The 19,795-nt window shown below is 72.8% G+C and carries 18 protein-coding genes and 1 riboswitch; of the genes, 12 read left to right on the top strand and 6 right to left on the bottom strand.

What is annotated here, in order from left to right; translation table 11 throughout:
• Both ACWCSD_RS25300 and ACWCSD_RS25295 read right to left on the bottom strand, forming a co-directional pair.
• A partial coding sequence (locus ACWCSD_RS25300; protein WP_449918360.1) for a hypothetical protein occupies window positions 1-201 on the bottom strand: 201 nt, incomplete at its 3' end.
• 1 nt (window position 202) lies between these two features.
• Window positions 203-1,480: a sugar ABC transporter substrate-binding protein gene (locus ACWCSD_RS25295; RefSeq protein WP_397164324.1), complete on the bottom strand. Its 1,278-nt coding sequence runs from the start codon at window positions 1,478-1,480 to the stop codon at window positions 203-205.
• 298 nt (window positions 1,481-1,778) lie between these two features.
• Between ACWCSD_RS25295 and ACWCSD_RS25290 the strand changes: the two genes are divergently transcribed.
• From ACWCSD_RS25290 to ACWCSD_RS25280, 3 genes are all read left to right on the top strand, one after another.
• Window positions 1,779-3,272 carry a glycoside hydrolase family 13 protein gene (locus ACWCSD_RS25290; protein ID WP_449918356.1) on the top strand — a complete coding sequence of 498 codons (1,494 nt, stop codon included), beginning with the start codon at window positions 1,779-1,781 and terminating at the stop codon, window positions 3,270-3,272.
• A gap of 63 nt (window positions 3,273-3,335) precedes the next feature.
• Window positions 3,336-4,691, top strand: coding sequence for a sensor histidine kinase (locus ACWCSD_RS25285; RefSeq protein WP_358292990.1), 1,356 nt, complete (start codon window positions 3,336-3,338; stop codon window positions 4,689-4,691).
• A 47-nt stretch (window positions 4,692-4,738) separates the two neighbouring features.
• A complete protein-coding gene (locus ACWCSD_RS25280) occupies window positions 4,739-5,557 on the top strand; it encodes an SAM-dependent methyltransferase (protein WP_387669824.1) in 819 nt (272 codons plus the stop codon).
• 27 nt (window positions 5,558-5,584) lie between these two features.
• On the opposite strand, the gene ACWCSD_RS25275 is transcribed toward ACWCSD_RS25280, so the two are convergent.
• Window positions 5,585-6,913, bottom strand: a complete 1,329-nt coding sequence (locus tag ACWCSD_RS25275; RefSeq protein WP_387669825.1) for a cation:dicarboxylate symporter family transporter — start codon at window positions 6,911-6,913, stop codon at window positions 5,585-5,587.
• Between the two features lie 104 nt (window positions 6,914-7,017).
• Between ACWCSD_RS25275 and ACWCSD_RS25270 the strand changes: the two genes are divergently transcribed.
• From ACWCSD_RS25270 to ACWCSD_RS25250, 5 genes are all read left to right on the top strand, one after another.
• The gene (locus tag ACWCSD_RS25270) at window positions 7,018-8,511 is read left to right on the top strand and encodes a sensor histidine kinase (protein WP_449918351.1); all 1,494 of its coding nucleotides are present in this window, start codon (window positions 7,018-7,020) and stop codon (window positions 8,509-8,511) included.
• Entirely contained in the window at window positions 8,508-9,227 is a 720-nt protein-coding gene (locus ACWCSD_RS25265) for a response regulator (protein WP_397164318.1), read from the top strand. The genes ACWCSD_RS25270 and ACWCSD_RS25265 overlap by 4 nt, the downstream gene beginning before the upstream one ends.
• Window positions 9,228-9,300: 73 nt before the next feature.
• Window positions 9,301-11,337 carry an N-acetylneuraminate synthase family protein gene (locus tag ACWCSD_RS25260; RefSeq protein WP_358293000.1) on the top strand — a complete coding sequence of 679 codons (2,037 nt, stop codon included), beginning with the start codon at window positions 9,301-9,303 and terminating at the stop codon, window positions 11,335-11,337.
• Window positions 11,338-11,340: 3 nt separating this feature from the next.
• Window positions 11,341-12,327: a glycosyltransferase family 2 protein gene (locus tag ACWCSD_RS25255; protein ID WP_449918348.1), complete on the top strand. Its 987-nt coding sequence runs from the start codon at window positions 11,341-11,343 to the stop codon at window positions 12,325-12,327.
• The gene (locus ACWCSD_RS25250) at window positions 12,327-13,574 is read left to right on the top strand and encodes an alpha-2,8-polysialyltransferase family protein (RefSeq protein WP_449918345.1); all 1,248 of its coding nucleotides are present in this window, start codon (window positions 12,327-12,329) and stop codon (window positions 13,572-13,574) included. Before ACWCSD_RS25255 ends, ACWCSD_RS25250 begins: the two co-directional genes overlap by 1 nt.
• On the opposite strand, the gene ACWCSD_RS25245 is transcribed toward ACWCSD_RS25250, so the two are convergent.
• Window positions 13,558-14,736 (bottom strand): DUF6716 putative glycosyltransferase, encoded by a 1,179-nt coding sequence (locus ACWCSD_RS25245; protein ID WP_397164314.1) that lies wholly within the window; start codon window positions 14,734-14,736, stop codon window positions 13,558-13,560. The two genes, ACWCSD_RS25250 and ACWCSD_RS25245, sit on opposite strands and share 17 nt — an antisense overlap.
• Window positions 14,733-15,677 carry a hypothetical protein gene (locus ACWCSD_RS25240; protein ID WP_397164313.1) on the bottom strand — a complete coding sequence of 315 codons (945 nt, stop codon included), beginning with the start codon at window positions 15,675-15,677 and terminating at the stop codon, window positions 14,733-14,735. Before ACWCSD_RS25240 ends, ACWCSD_RS25245 begins: the two co-directional genes overlap by 4 nt.
• A gap of 97 nt (window positions 15,678-15,774) precedes the next feature.
• Between ACWCSD_RS25240 and ACWCSD_RS25235 the strand changes: the two genes are divergently transcribed.
• From ACWCSD_RS25235 to ACWCSD_RS25225, 3 genes are all read left to right on the top strand, one after another.
• A complete protein-coding gene (locus tag ACWCSD_RS25235; protein WP_449918343.1) occupies window positions 15,775-16,596 on the top strand; it encodes an aldo/keto reductase in 822 nt (273 codons plus the stop codon).
• A 19-nt stretch (window positions 16,597-16,615) separates the two neighbouring features.
• A complete protein-coding gene (locus ACWCSD_RS25230; protein WP_449918340.1) occupies window positions 16,616-17,569 on the top strand; it encodes a Gfo/Idh/MocA family protein in 954 nt (317 codons plus the stop codon).
• 117 nt (window positions 17,570-17,686) lie between these two features.
• Window positions 17,687-17,824, top strand: a riboswitch (cyclic di-AMP (ydaO/yuaA leader).
• Between the two features lie 13 nt (window positions 17,825-17,837).
• Entirely contained in the window at window positions 17,838-18,533 is a 696-nt protein-coding gene (locus ACWCSD_RS25225; protein WP_449918337.1) for a CHAP domain-containing protein, read from the top strand.
• 54 nt (window positions 18,534-18,587) lie between these two features.
• Here the strand turns inward: ACWCSD_RS25225 and ACWCSD_RS25220 are convergent, their stop codons facing one another.
• Entirely contained in the window at window positions 18,588-19,406 is an 819-nt protein-coding gene (locus tag ACWCSD_RS25220) for a class I SAM-dependent methyltransferase (protein WP_449918334.1), read from the bottom strand.
• A 155-nt stretch (window positions 19,407-19,561) separates the two neighbouring features.
• Between ACWCSD_RS25220 and ACWCSD_RS25215 the strand changes: the two genes are divergently transcribed.
• A partial coding sequence (locus ACWCSD_RS25215; RefSeq protein ID WP_449918331.1) for a YciI family protein occupies window positions 19,562-19,795 on the top strand: 234 nt, incomplete at its 3' end.

Raw genomic sequence — 19,795 nt, 5'->3', positions numbered from 1 at the left:
GGAGATGGCCGCGGCGGCCAGCCCCAGCAGCGTGAGCGAGACCCACGACTCCGCGGCGACCAGCGGCGGCACGGCGTAGAGCAGGATCGCCGCGGCCACGGCCAGCACCGCGATCCTGCTCACCACGAACGCCGTGGTGAGCTCCCGGCGAGGCCGCGGGGACGCGGTGGTCCCCACGGCCTCGTGCACGTCCTGGGCCATGTCAGTTCTTGAGCGCGCCGTCGATGGCCTTCTGCGCGGCCGCGGCGGCCTTGGCGGCGTCGCCGCCCTTGACCACGGCGGTCTCCGCGATGCCGAACGGCTCCCAGATCGCGGCCATCTCGGGGATGGCGGGCATCGGCATGCCGCTCTTGCCGGCGTCCATGAACTTGGCGGCGTCGGGGTCGGCGGCCTGGACCTCCTGGAGGGCGGCGGTCAGCGCCGGGGGTCGCGGGTCGGCCTCGTACAGGGCCTTGGCGACGTCCTTGTTGGTGACGTAGTTGGCGACGAACTCCTGGGCCAGGGCCTTGCTCTTGCCCTTGGCCGCCACGAAGAACGACTGGACGCCGACGAACGGCGTGGCCGGCTTGCCGTCCTTGAACGCCGGGACGGGCGTGATGTCGTAGGAGACGCCGCCCTTCTTGACCTCGCTCATGGCCCACGGGCCGGAGATCAGGTAGGCGCACTTGCCGGCGGCGAAGTTGACGATGTAGTTCTCGTTGGTGACCGACGTCTTGAGCGCGCCGTCACCCTTCTCGCCGAGCTCCTTCAGCTTGCCGAACGCCTTGACCGAGCCCTCGGAGCCGAGCAGCACCTGCTTGGGGTCGGGGTCGCCGGAGGCGGTCTGGCCGAACAGCGCGCCGCCCGCGGAGGCGAACAGCGGGTAGGCGTGGAAGGCATCGCCCTTGACGCCGACGGGCAGGCAGAGCACCTCCTTGACCTTGCCGGCCTTCTTCAGCTCCTTGCCCTTGTCGATCATCTCGTCGAGCGTGGCGGGGGCGTCGGGGGCGAGCTTGGTGTTGCGGATCAGGGCGATGTTCTCCACCGCGTACGGGGCGCCGTACACCTGGCCGTTGAAGGTGACCGCCTTCATGGCGATCTCCGAGAAGGCCGCCTTCTGCTCGTCGGTCAGCGTGACGGGGTCGATGGCGCCGTTCTGGACGAGGTTGCCGATCCAGTCGTGCGCGCCGATCATGATGTCCGGGCCGCTGCCCTGCTGGGAGGCGGTCAGGAAGGTCATCTGGTTGTCCTTGCTGATCTCCTTCACCTCGACGGTCACGCCGTTCTCGGTGCCGAACTGGTCGGCGAAGGGCTTGAGCGGCTTGACCCGGCTCGGGTCGGCCCAGATGACCAGCGTGCCGCCCGCCGCGGAGGCCGGAGCCGAGGCCGAGGCCGAGCCGCTGGGCTGCGCCGACGGGGCGGTCGAGCCGGAGTCACCGCAAGCCGTGGCGGCGAACGCGAGGGTGGAGAGGGCTGCCACTCCCAGGACCCGAACACGCATGAGACCTCCCGAGGTCATGGAGGAGCGGCGACGCCTGCGTGCGCCGCCGCCGAAGATCGTTTTCCGCCGCTGTTCACGGCTTACGTTTCCGGGACGTTAGCGGCTCTTTGCAAGAATTGGAAGAACTTGCGAAAGAGCGTTACCGGAACCACATCCGACCCACGACCCGCTGACCTCGCCGCACCTCCGATAACGGGCGTACGGGGAATCTGCAACTTTCCGAAACTTGCACTTGACCTGTCGCAAGAACGCGCGACATCCTGCACCAGACATCACGGACATCGGGGGAAGGAAAGCCATGCTCGGCAACGACGACTGGTGGCGGGACGCCGTCGTGTACCAGGTCTACCCCCGGAGCTTCGCCGACGCCGACGGCGACGGCACCGGCGACCTGAAGGGCGTGCGGGAACGCCTGGGCCACCTCGCGCGACTGGGCGTGGACGCGATCTGGCTGAGCCCCTTCTACACCTCGCCCATGGCCGACGGCGGCTACGACGTGGCCGACTACCGGGACGTGGACCCGATGTTCGGCACGCTGGCCGACTTCGACGCCCTGATCGGCAAGGCCCACGAGCGCGGCATCCGGGTGATCGTGGACCTGGTCCCCAACCACTCCTCGGACCGGCACCCCTGGTTCCAGGCCGGCCTGCGCGACCGTTACATCTTCCGCGACCGGCCCAACGACTGGGAGTCGATCTTCGGCGGCCCGGCCTGGACCCAGGTCGAGGACGGCCAGTGGTACCTGCACCTGTTCGCGCCGGAGCAGCCCGACCTCAACTGGGACAACCCCGAGGTGCGCGCCGAGTTCCGCGACGTCCTGCGCTTCTGGCTGGACCGGGGCGTGGACGGCTTCCGCGTGGACGTGGCCCACGGCATGGTCAAGGCCGAGGGCCTGCCCGACGTGGGCCCGAAGGAGGGCCGCCAGGCCGAGATGCTGGGCGACGAGCAGGTGCCCTACTTCGACCAGGACGGCGTGCACGACATCTACCGGGAGTGGCGGCCGATCCTCGACTCCTACCCCGGCGGGCGGATGGCCGTCGCCGAGGCGTGGGTGTCCTCGCCCGAGCGGCTGGCCCGCTACGTCGGGCCCGACGAGCTGCACCAGGCGTTCAACTTCGAGTTCATGATGGCCGACTTCCACGCCAAGTCGTTCCGTACGGTGATCGAGAAGTCGCTGGCGGAGGCCGAGCTGGTCGGCGCGCCCACCACCTGGGTGCTGTCCAACCACGACAAGCCGCGCCACGTCACCCGGCACGGCGGACTGGCCCGCGCCCGCGCGGCGACGCTGCTCATGCTGGCCCTGCCCGGCTCGGCCTACCTCTACAACGGCGAGGAGCTGGGCCTGCCCGAGGTCCTCGACCTGCCCGACGAGCTGCGCCAGGACCCGGCCTTCCGGCGCACCGGCGAGAGCCGCGACGGCTGCCGGGTGCCGATCCCGTGGACGAGCGAGCCGGGCTGCGGCTGGCGCGACCCGTGGCTGCCGATCCCGCCGTCGTGGACGCAGCTGTCGGCCGAGGCCCAGGAGCACGACCCGGACTCGACGCTGAACCTCTACCGGGCCGCGCTCCGGCTGCGCAAGCAGCACCCGGCGCTCGGCGGCGGCACGCTGCGGTGGCTGGAGGCCCCCGAGGACGTGCTGGCCGTCCAGCGCGACCCCGGCCTGGTCGTGATGCTGAACACCGGCGAGCGCCCGGTCGCCCCGGTCGTGCCCGGCACGGTGCTGCTGGCCAGCGGCCCGCTGGCGGCCGACGGCTCGGTCCCGCCGGACACCACCGTGTGGATCCAGCGTTGAGGTTGGGGGAACCTTTCCCTTGACGCGGCATTTGGCGGCAATGACGGTTAGTAGTCTCGGGGAGTGCCACCCCTGTGGGCCCGCTCCCTGCGCGGACGCGTCACCCTCATCGCGACGGCCGTAGCCGCCCTCGTGCTGATCCCCGTGGGCGTCGCCGGGTGCATCGTCTCGCGTTCGCTGGTGACGGCCGGCGTCTACCGGGACACGCGGGACACCGCCGAGCGGGTGGCCTCGGAGATGCGCGCGGGCGGGCTGCCGCAGGGCGCCACGATCCCGGTGCCCAACCCGTCCATCGACCTGATCCAGATCGTCGGCACCGACGGCCGCGTCCTGGCCAGCAGCGACGCGGCCAGGAACCTGCCGCCGCTCAGCGACGTGCGGCCCACCGCCGAGAGCCGGGTGGTCAACACCACCAACTGCCTGCCGACCGAGTGCGTGCACCTGTCGGCGGTCAAGGCCGGCATGTCGGAGGACTCCCCCATCGTCTACGCCGGCCGCAGCACCCCGGAGGTGCTGGCCTCGCAGACGCTGGAGGTGATCGTGTTCTCCCAGGTGGCGGTGCTGATCGCGCTCACCGCCTGGGCGACCTGGCTGGTCACCGGCCGCGCGCTGCGCCCGGTGGCGACCATGCGCGCCGAGCTGGACGCGGTCAGCGCCGGCGACCTGAGCCACCGGGTCACCCAGCCGGGCGGCGAGGACGAGGTCGCCATGCTGGCCAAGGCCGTCAACAACACGCTGGCCCGATTGGAACGTTCCGCGCTGCAGCAGCGCCAGTTCGCCTCCGACGCCTCCCACGAGCTGCGCACCCCGATCGCCGGGCTGCGCGCCCAGCTGGAGAGCGCCCAGCTCTACCCGGAGGACACCGACGTCGAGGCGCTGGTGGACAGCGCCCTGCGGGACACCGACCGGCTGGAGGCGATCATCACCGACCTGCTCCTGCTGGCCAGGATCGGCTCCCGGGTGGACGTGGCCAGGGAGCCGGTGGACCTCGCCCAGCTCGTCCGGCAGGAGCTGGCCGTGCGCAGCGACAAGCTGCCCACCCGGCTGGAGCTGACCGAGGGCGTGGTGGTCGAGGGCGTGCGCCTGCAACTGGCCAGGGTGCTGACGAACCTGCTGGACAACGCCCAGCGGCACGCCGAGACCATGGTGCGGGTCGTGGTCACCAGGGAGGCGGGCCCGGCCAGGGGCGGCACCGCCGTGCTGGCGGTGGAGAACGACGGCCAGGAGATCCGCGAGGCCGACCGCGAGCGCATCTTCGAGCGGTTCACCCGCCTCGACGCCGCCCGCAGCCGCGACTCCGGCGGCACCGGGCTCGGCCTGGCCATCGCCAGGGACGTGGCGATGGCCCACCGGGGCAGCGTGCGGGTGGAGGACCGTCCGGGCGGGGCGCGGTTCGTCCTGCGGCTTCCCGCCATCTGATGTCGAAAGCGTAGATTTCCGGCAGCCGGTTAGTGGATCATGCCCTCATGACGCAAGAAGTCCCCCAGGGCGTGGATCCTCACATCCCCAACACCGCGCGCATGTACGACTACTTCCTGGGCGGAAAGAACAATTTCCCGGCCGACCGTGAGCTGGCCGAGCTGGTGCTGAGCGCGATGCCGGAGGTCAGGGACGGCACGCGGGAGAACCGGCTGCTGATCGGCCGGGTGGTGCGGTACCTGTGCGAGCAGGGTGTCACCCAGTTCCTCGACCTGGGCTCCGGCCTGCCGGCCGCCGAGAACGTGCACGAGGTGGCGCTGCGGTACGCGCCGCAGGCCCGCGTGGTCTACGTGGACAGCGACCCGGTGGTGGCCGCCCACGGGCGGGCCCTGCTGGCCGGCCCCGAGCAGGTGGCCATGCTGCACGGCGACGTCCGGCGCCCGCGGGAGGTGCTGGACAGCCCCGAGGTGCGCGGGCTGCTGGACTTCGGCAGGCCCGTCGCCGTGCTCATGATGTTCCTGCTGCACCTGATCCCCGACACCGACCACCCGCAGGGCTTCGTGGCCGCCTACCGCGACGCGCTCGCGCCCGGCAGCTACCTGGCCCTGTCGCACGTCGGCACCGACCACGCGCCCGAGCGGGTGGCCCGCGTCAGCCAGTTCTACCGGCGGGCCAACGCGCCGTTCTGCCCGCGGCCGGGCAAGGAGATCGCCGCCTTCTTCGGCGACTTCGAGCTGATCCCGCCCGGTCTGGCCACGGGCAAGGGGCCGGAGCTCGGTTTCCCGTTCACCGACCCCGAGAGCCCGCCCTTCTACGACGACGACTTCGCCCGCATGGGGTACGCGGGCATCGGCCGCAAACCCTAGAGCTGCGAGCGCCGAGAACCGGCAACCCTAGACGCGCGCGGCCTGCCGATCGGGCTCCGGCTCGGGGCGGTCGTCCTCCTCGTCGATCAGCGTGGACTCGTCGAAGGGCGCCCGCCCGGCCAGCACCTCGGCGGCCCGCTCCCGGTCGAAGTCGCCGGTCCAGGTGCCGACCACGACGGTGGCCACGGCGTTGCCCGCGAAGTTGGTCAGCGCCCTGGCCTCGGACATGAACCGGTCGATGCCGACGATGAGGCCGACGCCGTCCACCAGCTCGGGGCGGTGCGACTGCAGGCCGCCGGCGAGCGTGGCCAGGCCCGCCCCGGTCACGCCCGCGGCGCCCTTGGAGGCGACCATCATGAACAGCAGCAGCGAGACCTGCTCGCCGACCTGCAGCGGCGCGCCGGTGGCCGAGGCGATGAACAGCGTGGCCATGGTGAGGTAGATGGCGGTGCCGTCGAGGTTGAAGGAGTAGCCGGTCGGCACGGTGATGCCGGCCACCGTCCGGCTCACGCCGAGGTGCTCCATCTTCGCGATCAGCCGCGGCAGCGCCGTCTCCGACGACGACGTGGACAGGATCAGCAGGAACTCCCGGCCGAGGTAGCGCAGCAGCGACCACAGGTTGACCCGGGCCACCAGCCACAGCAGCGCGCCCAGCACCACGCCCACGAACAGCAGGCAGGTGACGTAGAAGGCGATCATGATGATGGCCAGGCTCTTGAGCGCCTCGATCCCGGTGGCCCCGACCACGGCCGCGATGGCCCCGAACGCGCCGACCGGCGCGGCCCACATGACCATGGCCAGGATGCGGAACACCAGCCGCTGGACGTGCTCGACGCCGCGCAGGATCGGCGCGCCCCGCTCGCCCATGGCCTGCAGCGCGAACCCGGCCAGCAGCGCCACCAGCAGCGTCTGCAGGACCGAGCCCTCGGTGAAGGCCGACACCAGCGTGACGGGGATGATGCCGAGCAGGAAGTCGACCCCGCCGGTGGCCTCGCCCTTGGCCGCCTCGGCCTCGGCGGCCTGCCGGGCGGCGTCGGTCAGGTGCAGCCCGGAGCCGGGGTCGATGACGTTGCCGACCAGCAGGCCGATGACCAGGGCGACGGTGGACATCACCATGAAGTAGCCGAGCGCGAGGCCGCCCACCTTGCCGACCTTGGCGGCCTGGCGTACCGAGCCGATGCCGAGCACGATCGTGCAGAAGATGATGGGGCTGATCAGCATCTTGATCAGCGCCACGAACCCGGTGCCGAGGGGTTTGAGCTCCTTGCCCGCCTCCGGCCAGACGAACCCGACCAGGATGCCGAGCAGGACCGCCACGATGACGGCCAGGTACAGATAACGCGTGCGATCACGCATGAGGGGTCTCCACCGCTTGGGAAAAAGGGGCTGGTCGTGCGACTATGCGGCTCGCTGTGACCCACGTCACGATTGAGTAAGTTTCGTTCACGCAAGGAGGGCTCATGCGCCGCTGGAGCCTGGCGGGCCAGATGCTGGCCCTGCAATTGGTCGTGGTCGCGGTCGCCGTGACGGGCTGCGCGGTGCTCGCGCTGGTGCAGGCCCACCGCCTGCTCACCGAGGAGGCGGGCGCCACGGCCAGGGCCGTGGCGGTCAGCGTGGCCGCCGCGCCGGGCGTGGCCGCCGCCCTCGACAGCCCGGAGCCGACCCTGGCCCTGCAGCCGTACGCCGAACGGGTGCGCAAGGAGACCGGCGTCGACTTCGTCACCATCATGAAGCCGGACGGCACCCGCTACACCCACCCGAACCCGGCCGAGATCGGCCGGCGCTTCCTCGGCCACACCGGGCGGGCCCTGGCCGGCCGGACGTTCGTCGAGACCTACACCGGCACGCTCGGCCCCTCCAAGCGGGCCGTGACGCCCGTGTGGTCCGGCGGCCGGGTCCGGGCCCTGGTCAGCGCGGGCATCACGGTCGACCGGATCAGCGCCCGGCTGCGCGACCAGGTCGCCTGGAGCGGCCTGGTCGCCGCCCTCGCGCTCGGCCTCGGCGCGGCCGGGACGTGGCTGGTCACCGTACGGCTGCGCCGCCAGACGCACGGGCTCGGCCCGGTGGAGCTGGGCCGCATCCACGACCACCACGACGCCGTCCTGCACGCCGTGCGGGAGGGCCTGCTGCTGGTCGGCGGCGACGGCACGCTGACGCTCTGCAACGACGCCGCCCGGCAGCTCCTGGACCTGCCGCCGGACGCCGAGGGCCGGCACCTGGCCGAGCTGGGCCTGCCGGCGCTGCTGGAGGGCCACGAGGAACGCGTGCACCTGGCCGGCGACCGGGTGCTGGCCGTCAACGGCGCGGCCAGCAGGCTCGGCACGGTGGTGACCGTACGCGACCACACCGAGCTGCAGGCGCTGGCCGGGCAGCTCGACGCCGAACGCGGCTTCGCCGACTCGCTGCGCTCGGCCGCGCACGAGGCCGCCAACCGGCTGCACACCGTGATCACGCTGGTCGAGCTCGGACGCACCGAGCAGGCCGTCGCGCTGGGCACGGCCGAGCTGCGCGCGGCGCAGGAGCTGACCGACCGGGTGGTGGGCGCGGTGCGCGAGCCGGTGCTGGCCGCGCTGCTGCTCGGCAAGAGCGCCGAGGCGGCCGAACGCGGCGGCGAGCTGGTGCTCACGCCCGACAGCGACCTCGACGACCTGGGCCTGGACCCGCGCGACCTGGTGACGATCGTCGGCAACCTGGTCGACAACGCCCTCGACGCGGCCACCAGGGTCGAGGTGCACCTGAGCGCGGACGGGGACGGGGTGGTGATCAGGGTGGCCGACGACGGGCCGGGGCTGACCGCGCCGGAGGCGTTCGCGAAGGGCTGGACCACCAAGGGCGACGGCCACGGGCTCGGGCTGGCGCTGGTCGGGCAGGCGGTGCGGCGGCTGGGCGGCACGATCGAGGTGGCCGGGTCGGCGTTCACGGTGCGGCTGCCGGTCCCGGAGCGGGTCCGATGAACCGGCCGGACACCGGGCCCGGAGCGGGCGCGGCGAGCGGGCCGGACGGGCCGGTCTCCGTGCTGATCGTGGAGGACGAGGAGATCACGGCCGAGGCCAACCGGGTCTACGTCGAGCGGGTGGCCGGGTTCGAGGTGGCCGGGGTGGCGCGTTCGGGCGGCGAGGCGCTGCGGTTCCTGCGCGGCCGGCCGGTCGACCTCATCCTGCTCGACTTGTACCTGCCCGACATGCACGGCCTGGAGGTGTGCCGCGCCGTGCGGGCCGGCGGGCTGCTGTGCGACGTCATCGCCGTCACCTCGGCGCGCGACCTGGCGACGGTGCGCTCGGCGGTGTCGCTGGGCGTCTCCCAGTACCTTCTCAAGCCGTTCACCTACGCGACCCTGGCCGAGAAGCTGGCGCGTTACGCCCGGTTCAGGCAGGACACCGGCGTGATCGTCGCCCAGGGCGACGTCGACCGGGTGCTCGGCACCCTGCGCGGCAGCTCCGAGCTGCCCAAAGGGCTGGCCCGCGACACCCTCGACGCCGTGTCGGCGCGGCTGCGCGAGCGGCCCGGCGGCAGCACCGCGCAGAGCGTGGCGCAGGCCGTCGGGGTGTCCCGGGTGACCGCCCGCCGCTACCTGGAACACCTGGTCGAGCTGGGGACGGCGGTGCGCGTGCCGCAGTACGGCGGGGTGGGCCGGCCAGAGTTGCTCTACCGGATCCCCATGGAAAGTTAATGGCGGTGACGCTGCCCGTTCAATCCGGGCCCTTAGCTTCTGGGTGCGATCCGATGCACTGAGGAGAAGTCACTTGCGAGTCCTGGCCGTTGTTCCCGCCCGCGGAGGTTCGGCGGGCGTTCCCCTGAAGAACCTCGCCCTGGTCGGGGGCGTCCCGCTGGTCACCCGCGCGGTACGGGCGTGCCTGCGGGCCGAGCTCGTCGACCAGGTCGTGGTCAGCACCGACCACCCGCAGATCGCCGAGACCGCCCGCGCGGCGGGGGCGACCGTGGTGGAGCGGCCCGAGGAGCTGAGCGGCGCGACCGCCTCCAGCGAGTCGGCCGTGCTGCACGCCCTGGACGCGCTCGGCGCGGACCCGGACGTGGTCGTCCTGGTGCAGTGCACCAGCGCGTTCATCGACCCCGAGGACCTGTCGGCGGCCGTGCGCAAGGTCCTGGACGGCGAGGCCGACTCGGTCGTGTCCGGGCTGCCGACGCACGAGTTCCTGTGGACGGCCGCGGGCGCGGGCGTCAACCACGACCCCGCCGTGCGGCCGCGCAGGCAGGACCGCGAGCCGCAGTTCCGCGAGAACGGCGCCTTCTACGTCATGCGCACCGCCGGCCTGCGCGAGCACGGCCACCGCTTCTTCGGCGAGGTCGCCGTGCAGCCGGTGCCGCCGCAGCACGCCATCGAGGTCGACGACCCCGAGGACCTGGAGCTGGTGCGCGCCCTGGCGCCGTTCATCGACAAGCCCGAGCCGATCGACGTGGACGCGGTCATCACCGACTTCGACGGCGTGCACACCGACGACCGCGCCTACATCGACTCCGACGGCCGGGAGATGGTCCTGGTCAGCCGCTCGGACGGGATGGGCGTCTCGCTGCTGCGCCGCTCCGGGGTCAAGGTGCTGGTGATGTCCACCGAGCAGAACCCGGTCGTGGCCGCCCGCGCCCGCAAGCTGGGCGTGCCCGTGCTGCAGGGCCTGGCCGAGAAGCGCATCGTGCTGCGCGACTGGCTGGCCATCGAGGGCCTGGACCCGGCGCGCGTGGCCTACGTCGGCAACGACGTCAACGACCTGGGCCCGATGGCCGAGGTCGGCTGGCCGATCGCCACCCCCGACGCGCACCCGCGCGTGCGCGCCGCCGCCCGCGTGGTGCTGACCAGGCCCGGCGGCTCCGGCGCGGTGCGCGAGCTGTGCGACCTGGTGGTGGCCGCCCGGCCCGAGCCGCCCGTCGCCGAGGCCAAGGCCCGGCCGCGGCTCGGCCCGGTCGCGATCGGCGACGTGCTGGTCGGCGACGGCGAGCCGGTGTACGTGATCGGCGAGATCGGCATCAACCACAACGGCGACCTCGACCTCGCCCGCCGGCTCATCGACGTGGCGGCCGACGCGGGCTGCCAGGCGGTCAAGTTCCAGAAGCGCACCCCCGCGATCTGCGTGCCCGAGGAGCAGAAGGGCCAGATCAGGCAGACGCCGTGGGGCGAGATGACGTACCTGGAGTACAAGGAGCGCACCGAGTTCGGCCACGACGAGTACCGGCAGATCGCGAAGTACTGCGACGAGCGCGGCCTGCACTGGTTCGCCTCGCCGTGGGACGTGCCGTCCGTGGAGTTCCTGGAAGACATGGACGTGCTGACGCACAAGATCGCCTCGGCCAGCGTCGCCGACCACGAGCTGCTGCGCGCCCTGGCGGCCACCGGCAAGCCGCTCATCCTGTCCACCGGCATGTCCACGCTGTCGGAGATCGACCAGGCGGTCGAGATCCTCGGCACCGACCGGCTGATCATGATGCACGCCACCTCCACGTACCCGCTGCCGCCGGAGGAGGCCAACCTGCGCACGATCACCACGCTCAAGGAGCGCTACGGCGTGCCCGTCGGCTACTCCGGGCACGAGCGCGGCCTGCAGATCTCGCTGGCGGCGGTCACCCTGGGCGCGGTCTGCGTCGAGCGGCACATCACGCTCGACCGCACCATGTGGGGCTCCGACCACGCCGCCTCGCTGGAGCCGTCGGGGCTGGAGCACCTCGTCCGCGACATCCGCATCATCGAGCAGGCCATGGGCGACGGCGTCAAGCGTGTCTTCCCCGGCGAGGAGGCGCCCAAGGCCCGGCTGCGCCGGGTGACCGTCTGAGTCATGACGCCGACCACTCTCTCCGTCGTCGTGCCGGTGCGTGACGGTGAGCGCTTCATCGCCGACGCGCTCACCTCGCTCGCCCGCAACGCCCGGCCCGACTTCGAGTTCATCGTCGTGGACGACGGCTCCGTGGACGCCACCCCGGACATCATCGCCGACTTCGCCCGCGACCTGCCCGGCCTGGCCGTGCTGCGCAACCCCGCCCCCGTGGGGCTGGCCGACGCCCGCAACACCGGGCTGTCGGCCGCCTCGGGGCGGTTCGTCACGTTCATGGACGGCGACGACTGGCTGGCGCCCGGCTACCTGGCCGGGCTGGTGGCGGCCATCGACGGGCTCGGCTGCGACTTCGTGCGCGTCGACCACGTCCAGGTGGAGGGGCGCAGGCGGGTGGTGCACCGGGCCCCGCTGTCGCGCCGCGGCGTCGTGCTCGACCCCCGCTCGGCGATCCTGCCGGCCGGGGAGCGGACCATGGTGGACTACCCGTACGCATGGGCCGGGGTCTACCGGCGTTCGCTGCGGGACCTGCTGCACTTCCCCGGCTCGCTGCACACCGCCGAGGACCGGCCGTGGATCTGGCGGCTGCACCGGGAGGCGGCCACGTTCGCGGTCGTGCCGATGGCCGGGGTGTTCTACCGGCGGCTGGTGTCCGGGTCGCTGACGCAGGTCGGCGACGAGCGGCAGCTGCACTTCTTCGACGCCTTCGAGCTGGTCCTCAAGGACCTGGAGCCGGAGTTCCTGCCGAAGGCGGCGCGCAACTTCTGCGCGCTGCTGGCCCACCACCTGGAGCTCGCGGGCCGGTTCACGCCCGCGCTGCGCGCCCGGTTCGAGGAGCGGGGCGCGCAGATGGTCCGCGGCCTGCCGATCGCCCTGGTGGCCGACGCCGTGTCGCGGATGGCCGTCGAGCGGGAGGCCGTGCTGCGCGCCCTGGTGCCCGACATCCCCCCCAGCCCCCACGTCCGGATCCGCCGGGATCGGGAGGACTCCTGATGAAGGTCTTCTACGCCTCGACGCTGTTCGGCGCGATGTCGCTGGCCGCGGCCATCGACGACGGCCGCTTCGGCGCGGGCCGGCGCGTGCTGATCGTGTCGAACAACGCGGCGATCCCCGAGGTGTCGGTGCCGCTCGACGGCACGCCCGGCTTCGCCGCCCTGCGCTCGCGCTTCGACGAGGTGCACTCCTGGAACGAGCTGATCGCCCCGCTGCACCCCTCCGACTGGCGGGCGCGGATCATCGAGGTGCCGATGTTCGAGCGGCTGATCCGCTCCCACCTGGCGCTGGACGACGTCGAGGAGCTGGTGCTGGAGTCGATCGCGGTGCCGCCCGCGCGCACGATCGCCGGCCTGGTGCGCGACTGCCCGATCACCGTCTACTCCGACGGCCTGATGAGCTACGGGCCGACCCGTGACCCGCTGCCCGCGGAGATCTCCCGGCGCATCGAGCGGCTGCTCCACCTGGACCTGGTGCCCGGCCTGACCCCGCTGCTGCTCAGCGAGTACGGCGTGCCGTCCGTGGTGCTGCCCGAGGAGCGCTTCCTCGCGGTCGTGGACGAGGTGGCCGCCACCGCTCCGGACCTGCGCGCCGGGCAGGCGGTTGTCCTCGGCCAGTACCTGTCGGCGCTGGAGATCGTCACGCCGGAGGAGGAGGCCGGGCTGCACGCCTCGATGCTGCGCGCGCTGGCCGCCCGCGGCTGCACCGACGTGGTGTTCAAGCCGCACCCGGCCGCCGGACGCCGGCACGCGCAACTGCTGCGCGCGGCGGCCGGGCCGCTGGGGGTGCGGCTGACGGTGGCCGGGGAGAGCGTGCCGGCCGAGGTGTGCTTCGCCACGCAGCGGCCCGAGCTGGTCGTGGGCTGCTTCTCCACCGGCCTGGTGACCGCCCGGCGCTACTTCGGCCTGCCGGTCGCCTCCTTCGGCACCGGCCTGGTGCTGGACCGGCTGACGCCGTACGAGAACAGCAACCGGGTGCCGGCCACGATCGTGGACGCGCTGCTGCCCCGGCTGAACGCCGACGGCGTGATCGACGAGCCGCCGCGCACGGACCTGCCCGCGCTGGTGCGCGCGGTCGGCTACTGCATGCAGGCCGACGCCTATCCCGAGCTGCGCCCGTCGGGCCCGGGGTTCGACGGGGCCTTCGACGGGCGCTACTTCAAGCGCAAGCGCCTGGAGACGCTGGGGCTGGCCGAGCCGCCCTCGGCGCTGTCCAGGCTGCGCAGGAAGATCAGGTCAGCGATCTGAGGTAGCGGCGCACCCGCCGCTTGGCCCGGTAGCCCGCCCGCAGCATCGTGGGCGGCACCTCCACCCGCAACCTGGCCCGGCGGCGGGCCGCGGCGTGCTCGGGGCCGTCCAGCAGCGAGCGGGCGGCCGGGCGCGTCCCGTCCGCGGCCAGGCCGGTCAGCAGGGCCGCCCAGTCGTCGCGGCCGGCCGGGTGGAAGTAGTTGGCCTCGCACCAGCGCGGCTCGGCCGTGCGGAAGTCGCCCAGGGCCAGGTCGTCCAGCGTGCCGAGCAGGCCGCTGCCCTCGAACACCAGGTTGATCATCTCGGCGCTGACGCCGAAGTCGCTCAGCACCAGCGACGGCACGCCCATGGCGACGGCCTCCAGCGCGGCCGTCGAGCTGACCGTGACGAACCCGGCCGCCCGCGACAGCTGCTCGTGCATCGACCCGGCCGCGAACGTCAGCCTGCCCGGCTCGCCCATCTCGCGCCACAGCCGCTGGTAGTGGTGGCGTTCGTTGTGGGTCTGGCGTTCGTGCTCCAGGGCGCGCAGCTTGACCACGACCTCCAGGCCGGGCCGGCGGGCGGCCAGCTCGGCCAGCGCCGTCAGCACCCGCTCGCGCTCCTCCCGCGCCCGCGGCACCTTGGCCTGGGTGGCGAACACGACCCGGTCGCCGCCGCCGGACACCGCGCCGGGCCGCAGGAACGGCAGCCTGGCCAGCCCGACCGCCCCTCCCCCGCCGAGCCGGCCGGCGATCTCGGAGAACTCGGCCACCTCGCGCTCGCTGTGGACCACGAACAGGTCGCAGCCGCTGCGGAACAGCCACGCCTTCTCCGTGGCCGGCACCGAGATGCCGGGCAGCCCGCTGACGAACACCGGCCGTGCCCGGCCCGCCGGCCGCAGCCCGGCCAGCACGTCGGCCACCAGGACGTCCACCACCGGGCCCGTGCAGCCCACCAGGATCGCGTCGGGGCGGGTGCGCTCGGCCAGGCGGCGCAGCGAGCGCGCCGACAACACCGGGGGCGCCGCGCGCCCGCCCACCGCCGCCGCGATCTGCTCCGGCGAGGGCGCGATCGGGGTGCGCACCACCACCAGCTCGCTCTCGCAGCCCGCGGGCAGGTCGTCGAGCAGGCAGGCCGCCCACTTCAGATACGAGTCGGAGTCGGCTATCGCCAGCACCCTCACCTGGAAGCTCCTGTCAAATGCGATCGCAGGCCGGGGGCCGCCCTGCTCGTCCACCAGTCGTCGGGAACGTCCACGGGCTCGACCTCGACGCCGCGCGGGCCGAGCAGCACCCGCAGCGAGGTGATCGCGGTCGAGGGCAGGCTGAGCACCCGCTGCCCGGCGTCGAGGCCGCGCAACGTCAGCTCGGCCGGCACGCCCGCGTCGTGCACGGTGATGCCCGGACGTTCGCCGATCAGCGCCAGGTCGACGGGGTCCTCGCGGCGGTGCGGGTAGTAGGCCAGCGGCTCGCGTCCGGCCAGGTCGGTCAGCCAGCGCAGGTAGTGGTCGCGGTGGACCAGGCCGTTGCGGACCAGGGACGTGCCGAGGACGACCGTCCGCTCGGCGGGCCCCTGGGCGCTCGGCGGCTGGGCGCGCAGCCAGGCGAAGTCGTGGCGGACGAGGTCCACGCCCGCCCCCCGGACGGCGGCGACCAGCTCGTCGGGGACGGGCAGGGCGGTGAAGACCGACACCCGGCTCATCCGCAGCCGCAGCGCGGCGGCCAGGCCGAGCAGGGCGCGCGCCCGCGAGGGGGTCGCCCGCGCCCGCAGCAGCGGCCGGAACGGCCCGGCGGCCAGCAGTTCGAGCAGCCTGAGCGTGGCCAGGCCGTCGTCCACGACGACGATGTGGCCGGGGTCGGAGGTCAGCCAGCGCATCTGGACCTTGCCGGAGAACGCGTCGCCCACGGCCTGGACGCGGCGCGGCATGCGCTCGCGCGGCTCGTCCAGCACCAGGCCGGCGGGCAGGTCGAGGCGGCGCAGCTCCTTGCGGGTGGCGCGCAGCGGACGCAGGCCGGCGCGCGGCACGACCACGGTGTCCGGGCCGAGCAGCCCGGCATGGTGGGCCTCGACGGCGCACAGCATCTGGAGCGGAGACTCCACCCAGGCCGACGCCTGTCTGACCACTCTGTTTCCCCCAGCCGGTGGATGGCCTTGCACGACCCGCCTCAAGGTAGCCCGGCCTGCTTAAGCCGCAAGAAACGACACGTGAACAATGGAGGGTATGAACTCGCTGATGCTCAACACCGACGGTGTGCAGATACCACAGCTCGGCTTCGGCGTCTGGCAGGTCTCTGCCGACGACGCCGAGCACGCGGTGACGGCCGCGCTGCGCGCCGGATACCGGCACGTCGACACCGCCGCCGCCTACGAGAACGAGGAGGGCGTCGGCCGGGCCGTGCGCGCCGCCGGGGTGCCACGGGAGAAGGTGTTCGTCACCACCAAGCTGTGGAACGGCGACCACGGGCGCGCCGAGCAGGCCTTCGACGAGAGCCTGGCCCGCCTGGGCCTCGACTACGTAGATCTTTTCCTGATCCACTGGCCGGTCCCGGAGCAGGACAGGTACGTGCAGGCCTGGCGGGGACTGGAGAAGATCTACCGGGACGGCCGGGCCAAGGCCATCGGGGTCTCCAACTTCACGATCGCCACCCTGACCCGGCTGATGGAGGAGACCGACATCACGCCGTCGATCAACCAGATCGAGCTCCACCCGTACTTCCAGCAGCGCGAGATGCGGGCCTTCCACGAGGCCAACGGCATCCTGACCGAGGCGTGGAGCCCGCTCGGGCAGGGCAAGGGGCTGCTGGCCGACCCGGCGCTGCGCGTGCTGTCGGAGAAGTACGGCAAGACGCCCGCCCAGATCGTGCTCCGCTGGCACCTGCAGCTCGGCAACGTGGTGATCCCCAAGTCGGTCACGCCGTCGCGGATCGAGGAGAACATCGACGTGTTCGACTTCATCCTCGACGCCGAGGACATGGCGGCCATCGGCGCGATGAACGCGGGGCGGCGGATCGGGCCCGACCCCGACTCGTTCAACCTGACCTGAGCGCTCTACGATCTCGGTCGTGCGAGATTTCACCTGGGGAATAGCGGCGACCGGCGGCATCGCGCGTACCGTGGGGGCGGCCATCGTGGCCGAGCCCGGCATGCGGGTGGCCGCCGTCGGCTCGCGGAGCCCGCTCAGGGCGCGGGCGCTGGCCGACGAGCTGGGCGCGGAGTCGGCCTACGGCTCCTACGAGGCCCTGTGCGCCGATCCGGCCGTAGACGCGATCTACGTCGCCACGCCGCACGCCCAGCACCTGGAGGTGGCCGAGGCGGCCATCGCGGCGGGCAAGTCGGTGCTGTGCGAGAAGCCGCTGGCGGCCGACGTGGCCGACGCCGAGCGCATGGTGGCGCTGGCCCGCGCGGCCGGGGTCTTCCTCATGGAGGCCATGTGGATGCGCTTCAACCCGCTCATCCAGCGGGTGGCGGCCGATCCGCGCTTCGGCGAGATCCGGTCGGTGCGGGCCTCGTTCGGCTTCGCGCTGCCCTACGACCCCGCCCATCGGCTGTGGGCGCCGGAGCTGGGCGGCGGGGCCCTGCTCGACCTGGGGATCTACCCGTTCGGGCTGGCCCAGCTGCTGCTCGGCATGCCCGCGGAGCTGCGCATGGCCGGCTCGCTGGCGCCCAGCGGCGTCGACGCCGAGGCCGGCGGGCTGCTGCTGTACCCCGACGGGCGGCGGGCCCTGGTGGACGTGTCGCTGCTGGCACATCACGCCAACGACGCGAGCGTGGTGGGCACGTCGATGCGGGCCGACATCCTGGCGCCGTTCTGGGCGCCGCGGCGGGTGTTGCTGTCGGGGCCGTCGATGGAGACGGAGGAGCTGGTGCTCGACCCGGCCGACAACGGTTACGCGGGCGAGCTGCGCGAGGTGCGCGCGGCCACGAGCGAGGGCCGCACGGAGAGCGCGATCATGCCGCTTGACGAATCCCTTGCCATGATGGGGCTTCTGGCCGAAGCACGGGCCCAACTCTCCTAGCTGGACCTTTAGCCACTTGCCTAGCTCTTGCCCGATGTATTACCTTGTGGGGCATCTCGCGGCAGACGTCCGGTTTGTCCGGCTTTGTCCAACCATCGCAAGACATTTCACAGGATCGTCCTGTGACCGCTGAATCCGCCTCCGGGCGGAACCGGGGACCCACGTCCTTTGGGGTGAATCGGCACTTTGGTGCCGTAGGGCAGCTTCCACGTCCGAACCCGTCAGCTAACCCGGTAAGCGGCATGGAAGCAAGGAGTCAATGCCCTCGATGGCCACGCACCGTCCCATCCGTGCCCCGAAGATCACCTACGTCCACGCCGCGCTCGGCGCGGCCATCCTCGCCTCCGCCATCGGCGCCCACGCCACCGCCGCCGCCGCCGACAGCGCCGGCCCGGCCGCCGCGGCCGGGCACTCGGCCGTCGCGCCGCAGGCCGCCGCCCAGACCCGCAAGGCGGAGGAGACCCAGGTCAACGTCACCGCCCAGCAGGTCCTGGCGTTGGCCAAGGCCCAGGTCGGCACCTCCGAGAACGCCTACGGCGGCGGCACCAAGTTCCAGAAGTGGTACGCCGACTCCAAGCGCGCCGCCGAGACCATCGCCCGCGACGGCGGCACCCGCGCCATGTACCTGAACGCCCCCTGGTGCTCGATCTTCGTCTCCTGGGTCGGCGAGCAGACCGGCGCCCGCCCGCAGGTCGGCTGGGACGCCTGGACCGTGGCCCACGCCAAGTGGTTCGCCGCCAACGACCGCTGGGGAGCCGAGGCCAGGCCCGGCGCGGTGGTCTTCTTCTCCTGGGGCGGCAGCAAGAGCCTGGACGCCATCCAGCACGTCGGCTTCGTCGTCAAGGACAACGGCGACGGCACGATCTCCACGATCGAGGGCAACACCGGCAACGGCAAGGTCGAGGAGCGCGTCCGTCCGAAGTCGCAGGTCGTCGGCTACGGATACCCGCAGTACGCGAGCTGACCTCCGCCCGCTCCGAGCGCGCGCCCCGCACGAGGGACGCGCGCTCGCCGCGTCTCAGGGCCGGACCGCCGCCAGCGAGTAGAGGATCGGCAGGTGCGAGTCCCCGAACGGGAACCGGTACCGGCCGTCCGCGCCCTCGGGCAGCAGGCCGCGCGGGTCGAGGTCGGTCTCGACGTGCTCGCCCAGCTCGGCCACCGTGAACCCGGCCCGCGCCGCCGCCGTGACGATCTCGCCCACCGAGTACGGGTACTCCACCGCCTCGTGCGTTTCGGTCACCACCGCGGCGTCGGCGTACGTGCCGGTCACCGTCTCCCGGTGGGCCTGGCCGCCGCCGTAGGGCCAGTCGGCCACCAGCGGGTCGAGCGAGGCCACCGTCTGGTAGGCCGGATGCAGGTCGACCAGCACCAGCCGCCCGCCCGGCCGCAGCGCCATGGCCGCGCCGCGCATCCAGGCGTCCAGGTCGCCGATCCAGCACAACACGCCGTACGTGGCCACCGCCACGTCGAAGCCGCCGGCCAGCTCCGCCGGCAGCCGCTGCGTGTCGGCCTCCACGAACGTGGCCGCCAGCCCGGCCCTGGCCGCCAGGTCGCGGGCGCGGGCGACCGCCACCGGGGAGAAGTCGACGCCGGTCACCCGCGCTCCGAGACGCGCCCAGCTCAGCGTGTCCAGGCCGAAGTGGCACTGCAGGTGGAGCAGGTCCCGGCCGGCGACGTCGCCGGCCAGGCGGCGTTCGAGCGGGTAGAGGGTCTGCCGGCCGGCGAGGAAGGCGTCGACGTCGTAGAACCGGTCGGCCGAGGTGGAGCCGTGGACGCGGGCGCGCTCGTCCCACAGGGCCCGGTTGGGCACGGAGGCGTCTGGTGCGGGTTGGGGCATGGGGCGAGGATGGCACATCGGCCACCCGGCCGCACGACCGGTACGGTGCCCTGGAAGCGGACGGTCCGCGCCCGCGTGTCGATCCGGCCGGCGCCCGTTCGACGCTTCGGCGAGGCCGGCTCCGCCCGGGGGCCGCGGAGGGAAGGGACGGCAGGATGAAATTCATGATCGTCGGCAAGGCCAACGGGGAGACCGAGGCCGGGGCGCTGCCCAGCCAGGAGCTCGTCGACAACATGCACGCCTACAACGAGGCGCTGGCCAAGGCGGGGGTGCTGCTGGCCGCCGAAGGGCTCTACCCGAGCTCGCAAGGCGCGCAGATCGCCTACAGCGGCGGCCGGGCCACGGTGATCGACGGCCCGTTCGCCGAGGCCAAGGAGCTGATCGCGGGG

This window comes from Nonomuraea sp. NPDC001684 (genome assembly GCF_053596515.1).
The sequence above is the reverse complement of the archived record's forward strand: the minus strand, read 5'-3'. Positions and strand labels throughout refer to the sequence as shown.

Bases quoted from the DNA above. Each gene is read 5' to 3' on its own strand.
- ACWCSD_RS25295 (WP_397164324.1), bottom strand. From the start codon at position 1,480: ATGCGTGTTCGGGTCCTGGGAGTGGCAGCCCTCTCCACCCTCGCGTTC.
- ACWCSD_RS25290 (WP_449918356.1), top strand. From the start codon at position 1,779: ATGCTCGGCAACGACGACTGGTGGCGGGACGCCGTCGTGTACCAGGTC.
- ACWCSD_RS25280 (WP_387669824.1), top strand. From the start codon at position 4,739: ATGACGCAAGAAGTCCCCCAGGGCGTGGATCCTCACATCCCCAACACC.
- ACWCSD_RS25275 (WP_387669825.1), bottom strand. From the start codon at position 6,913: ATGCGTGATCGCACGCGTTATCTGTACCTGGCCGTCATCGTGGCGGTC.
- ACWCSD_RS25270 (WP_449918351.1), top strand. From the start codon at position 7,018: ATGCGCCGCTGGAGCCTGGCGGGCCAGATGCTGGCCCTGCAATTGGTC.
- ACWCSD_RS25265 (WP_397164318.1), top strand. From the start codon at position 8,508: ATGAACCGGCCGGACACCGGGCCCGGAGCGGGCGCGGCGAGCGGGCCG.
- ACWCSD_RS25255 (WP_449918348.1), top strand. From the start codon at position 11,341: ATGACGCCGACCACTCTCTCCGTCGTCGTGCCGGTGCGTGACGGTGAG.
- ACWCSD_RS25250 (WP_449918345.1), top strand. From the start codon at position 12,327: ATGAAGGTCTTCTACGCCTCGACGCTGTTCGGCGCGATGTCGCTGGCC.
- ACWCSD_RS25235 (WP_449918343.1), top strand. From the start codon at position 15,775: ATGAACTCGCTGATGCTCAACACCGACGGTGTGCAGATACCACAGCTC.
- ACWCSD_RS25225 (WP_449918337.1), top strand. From the start codon at position 17,838: ATGGCCACGCACCGTCCCATCCGTGCCCCGAAGATCACCTACGTCCAC.
- ACWCSD_RS25220 (WP_449918334.1), bottom strand. From the start codon at position 19,406: ATGCCCCAACCCGCACCAGACGCCTCCGTGCCCAACCGGGCCCTGTGG.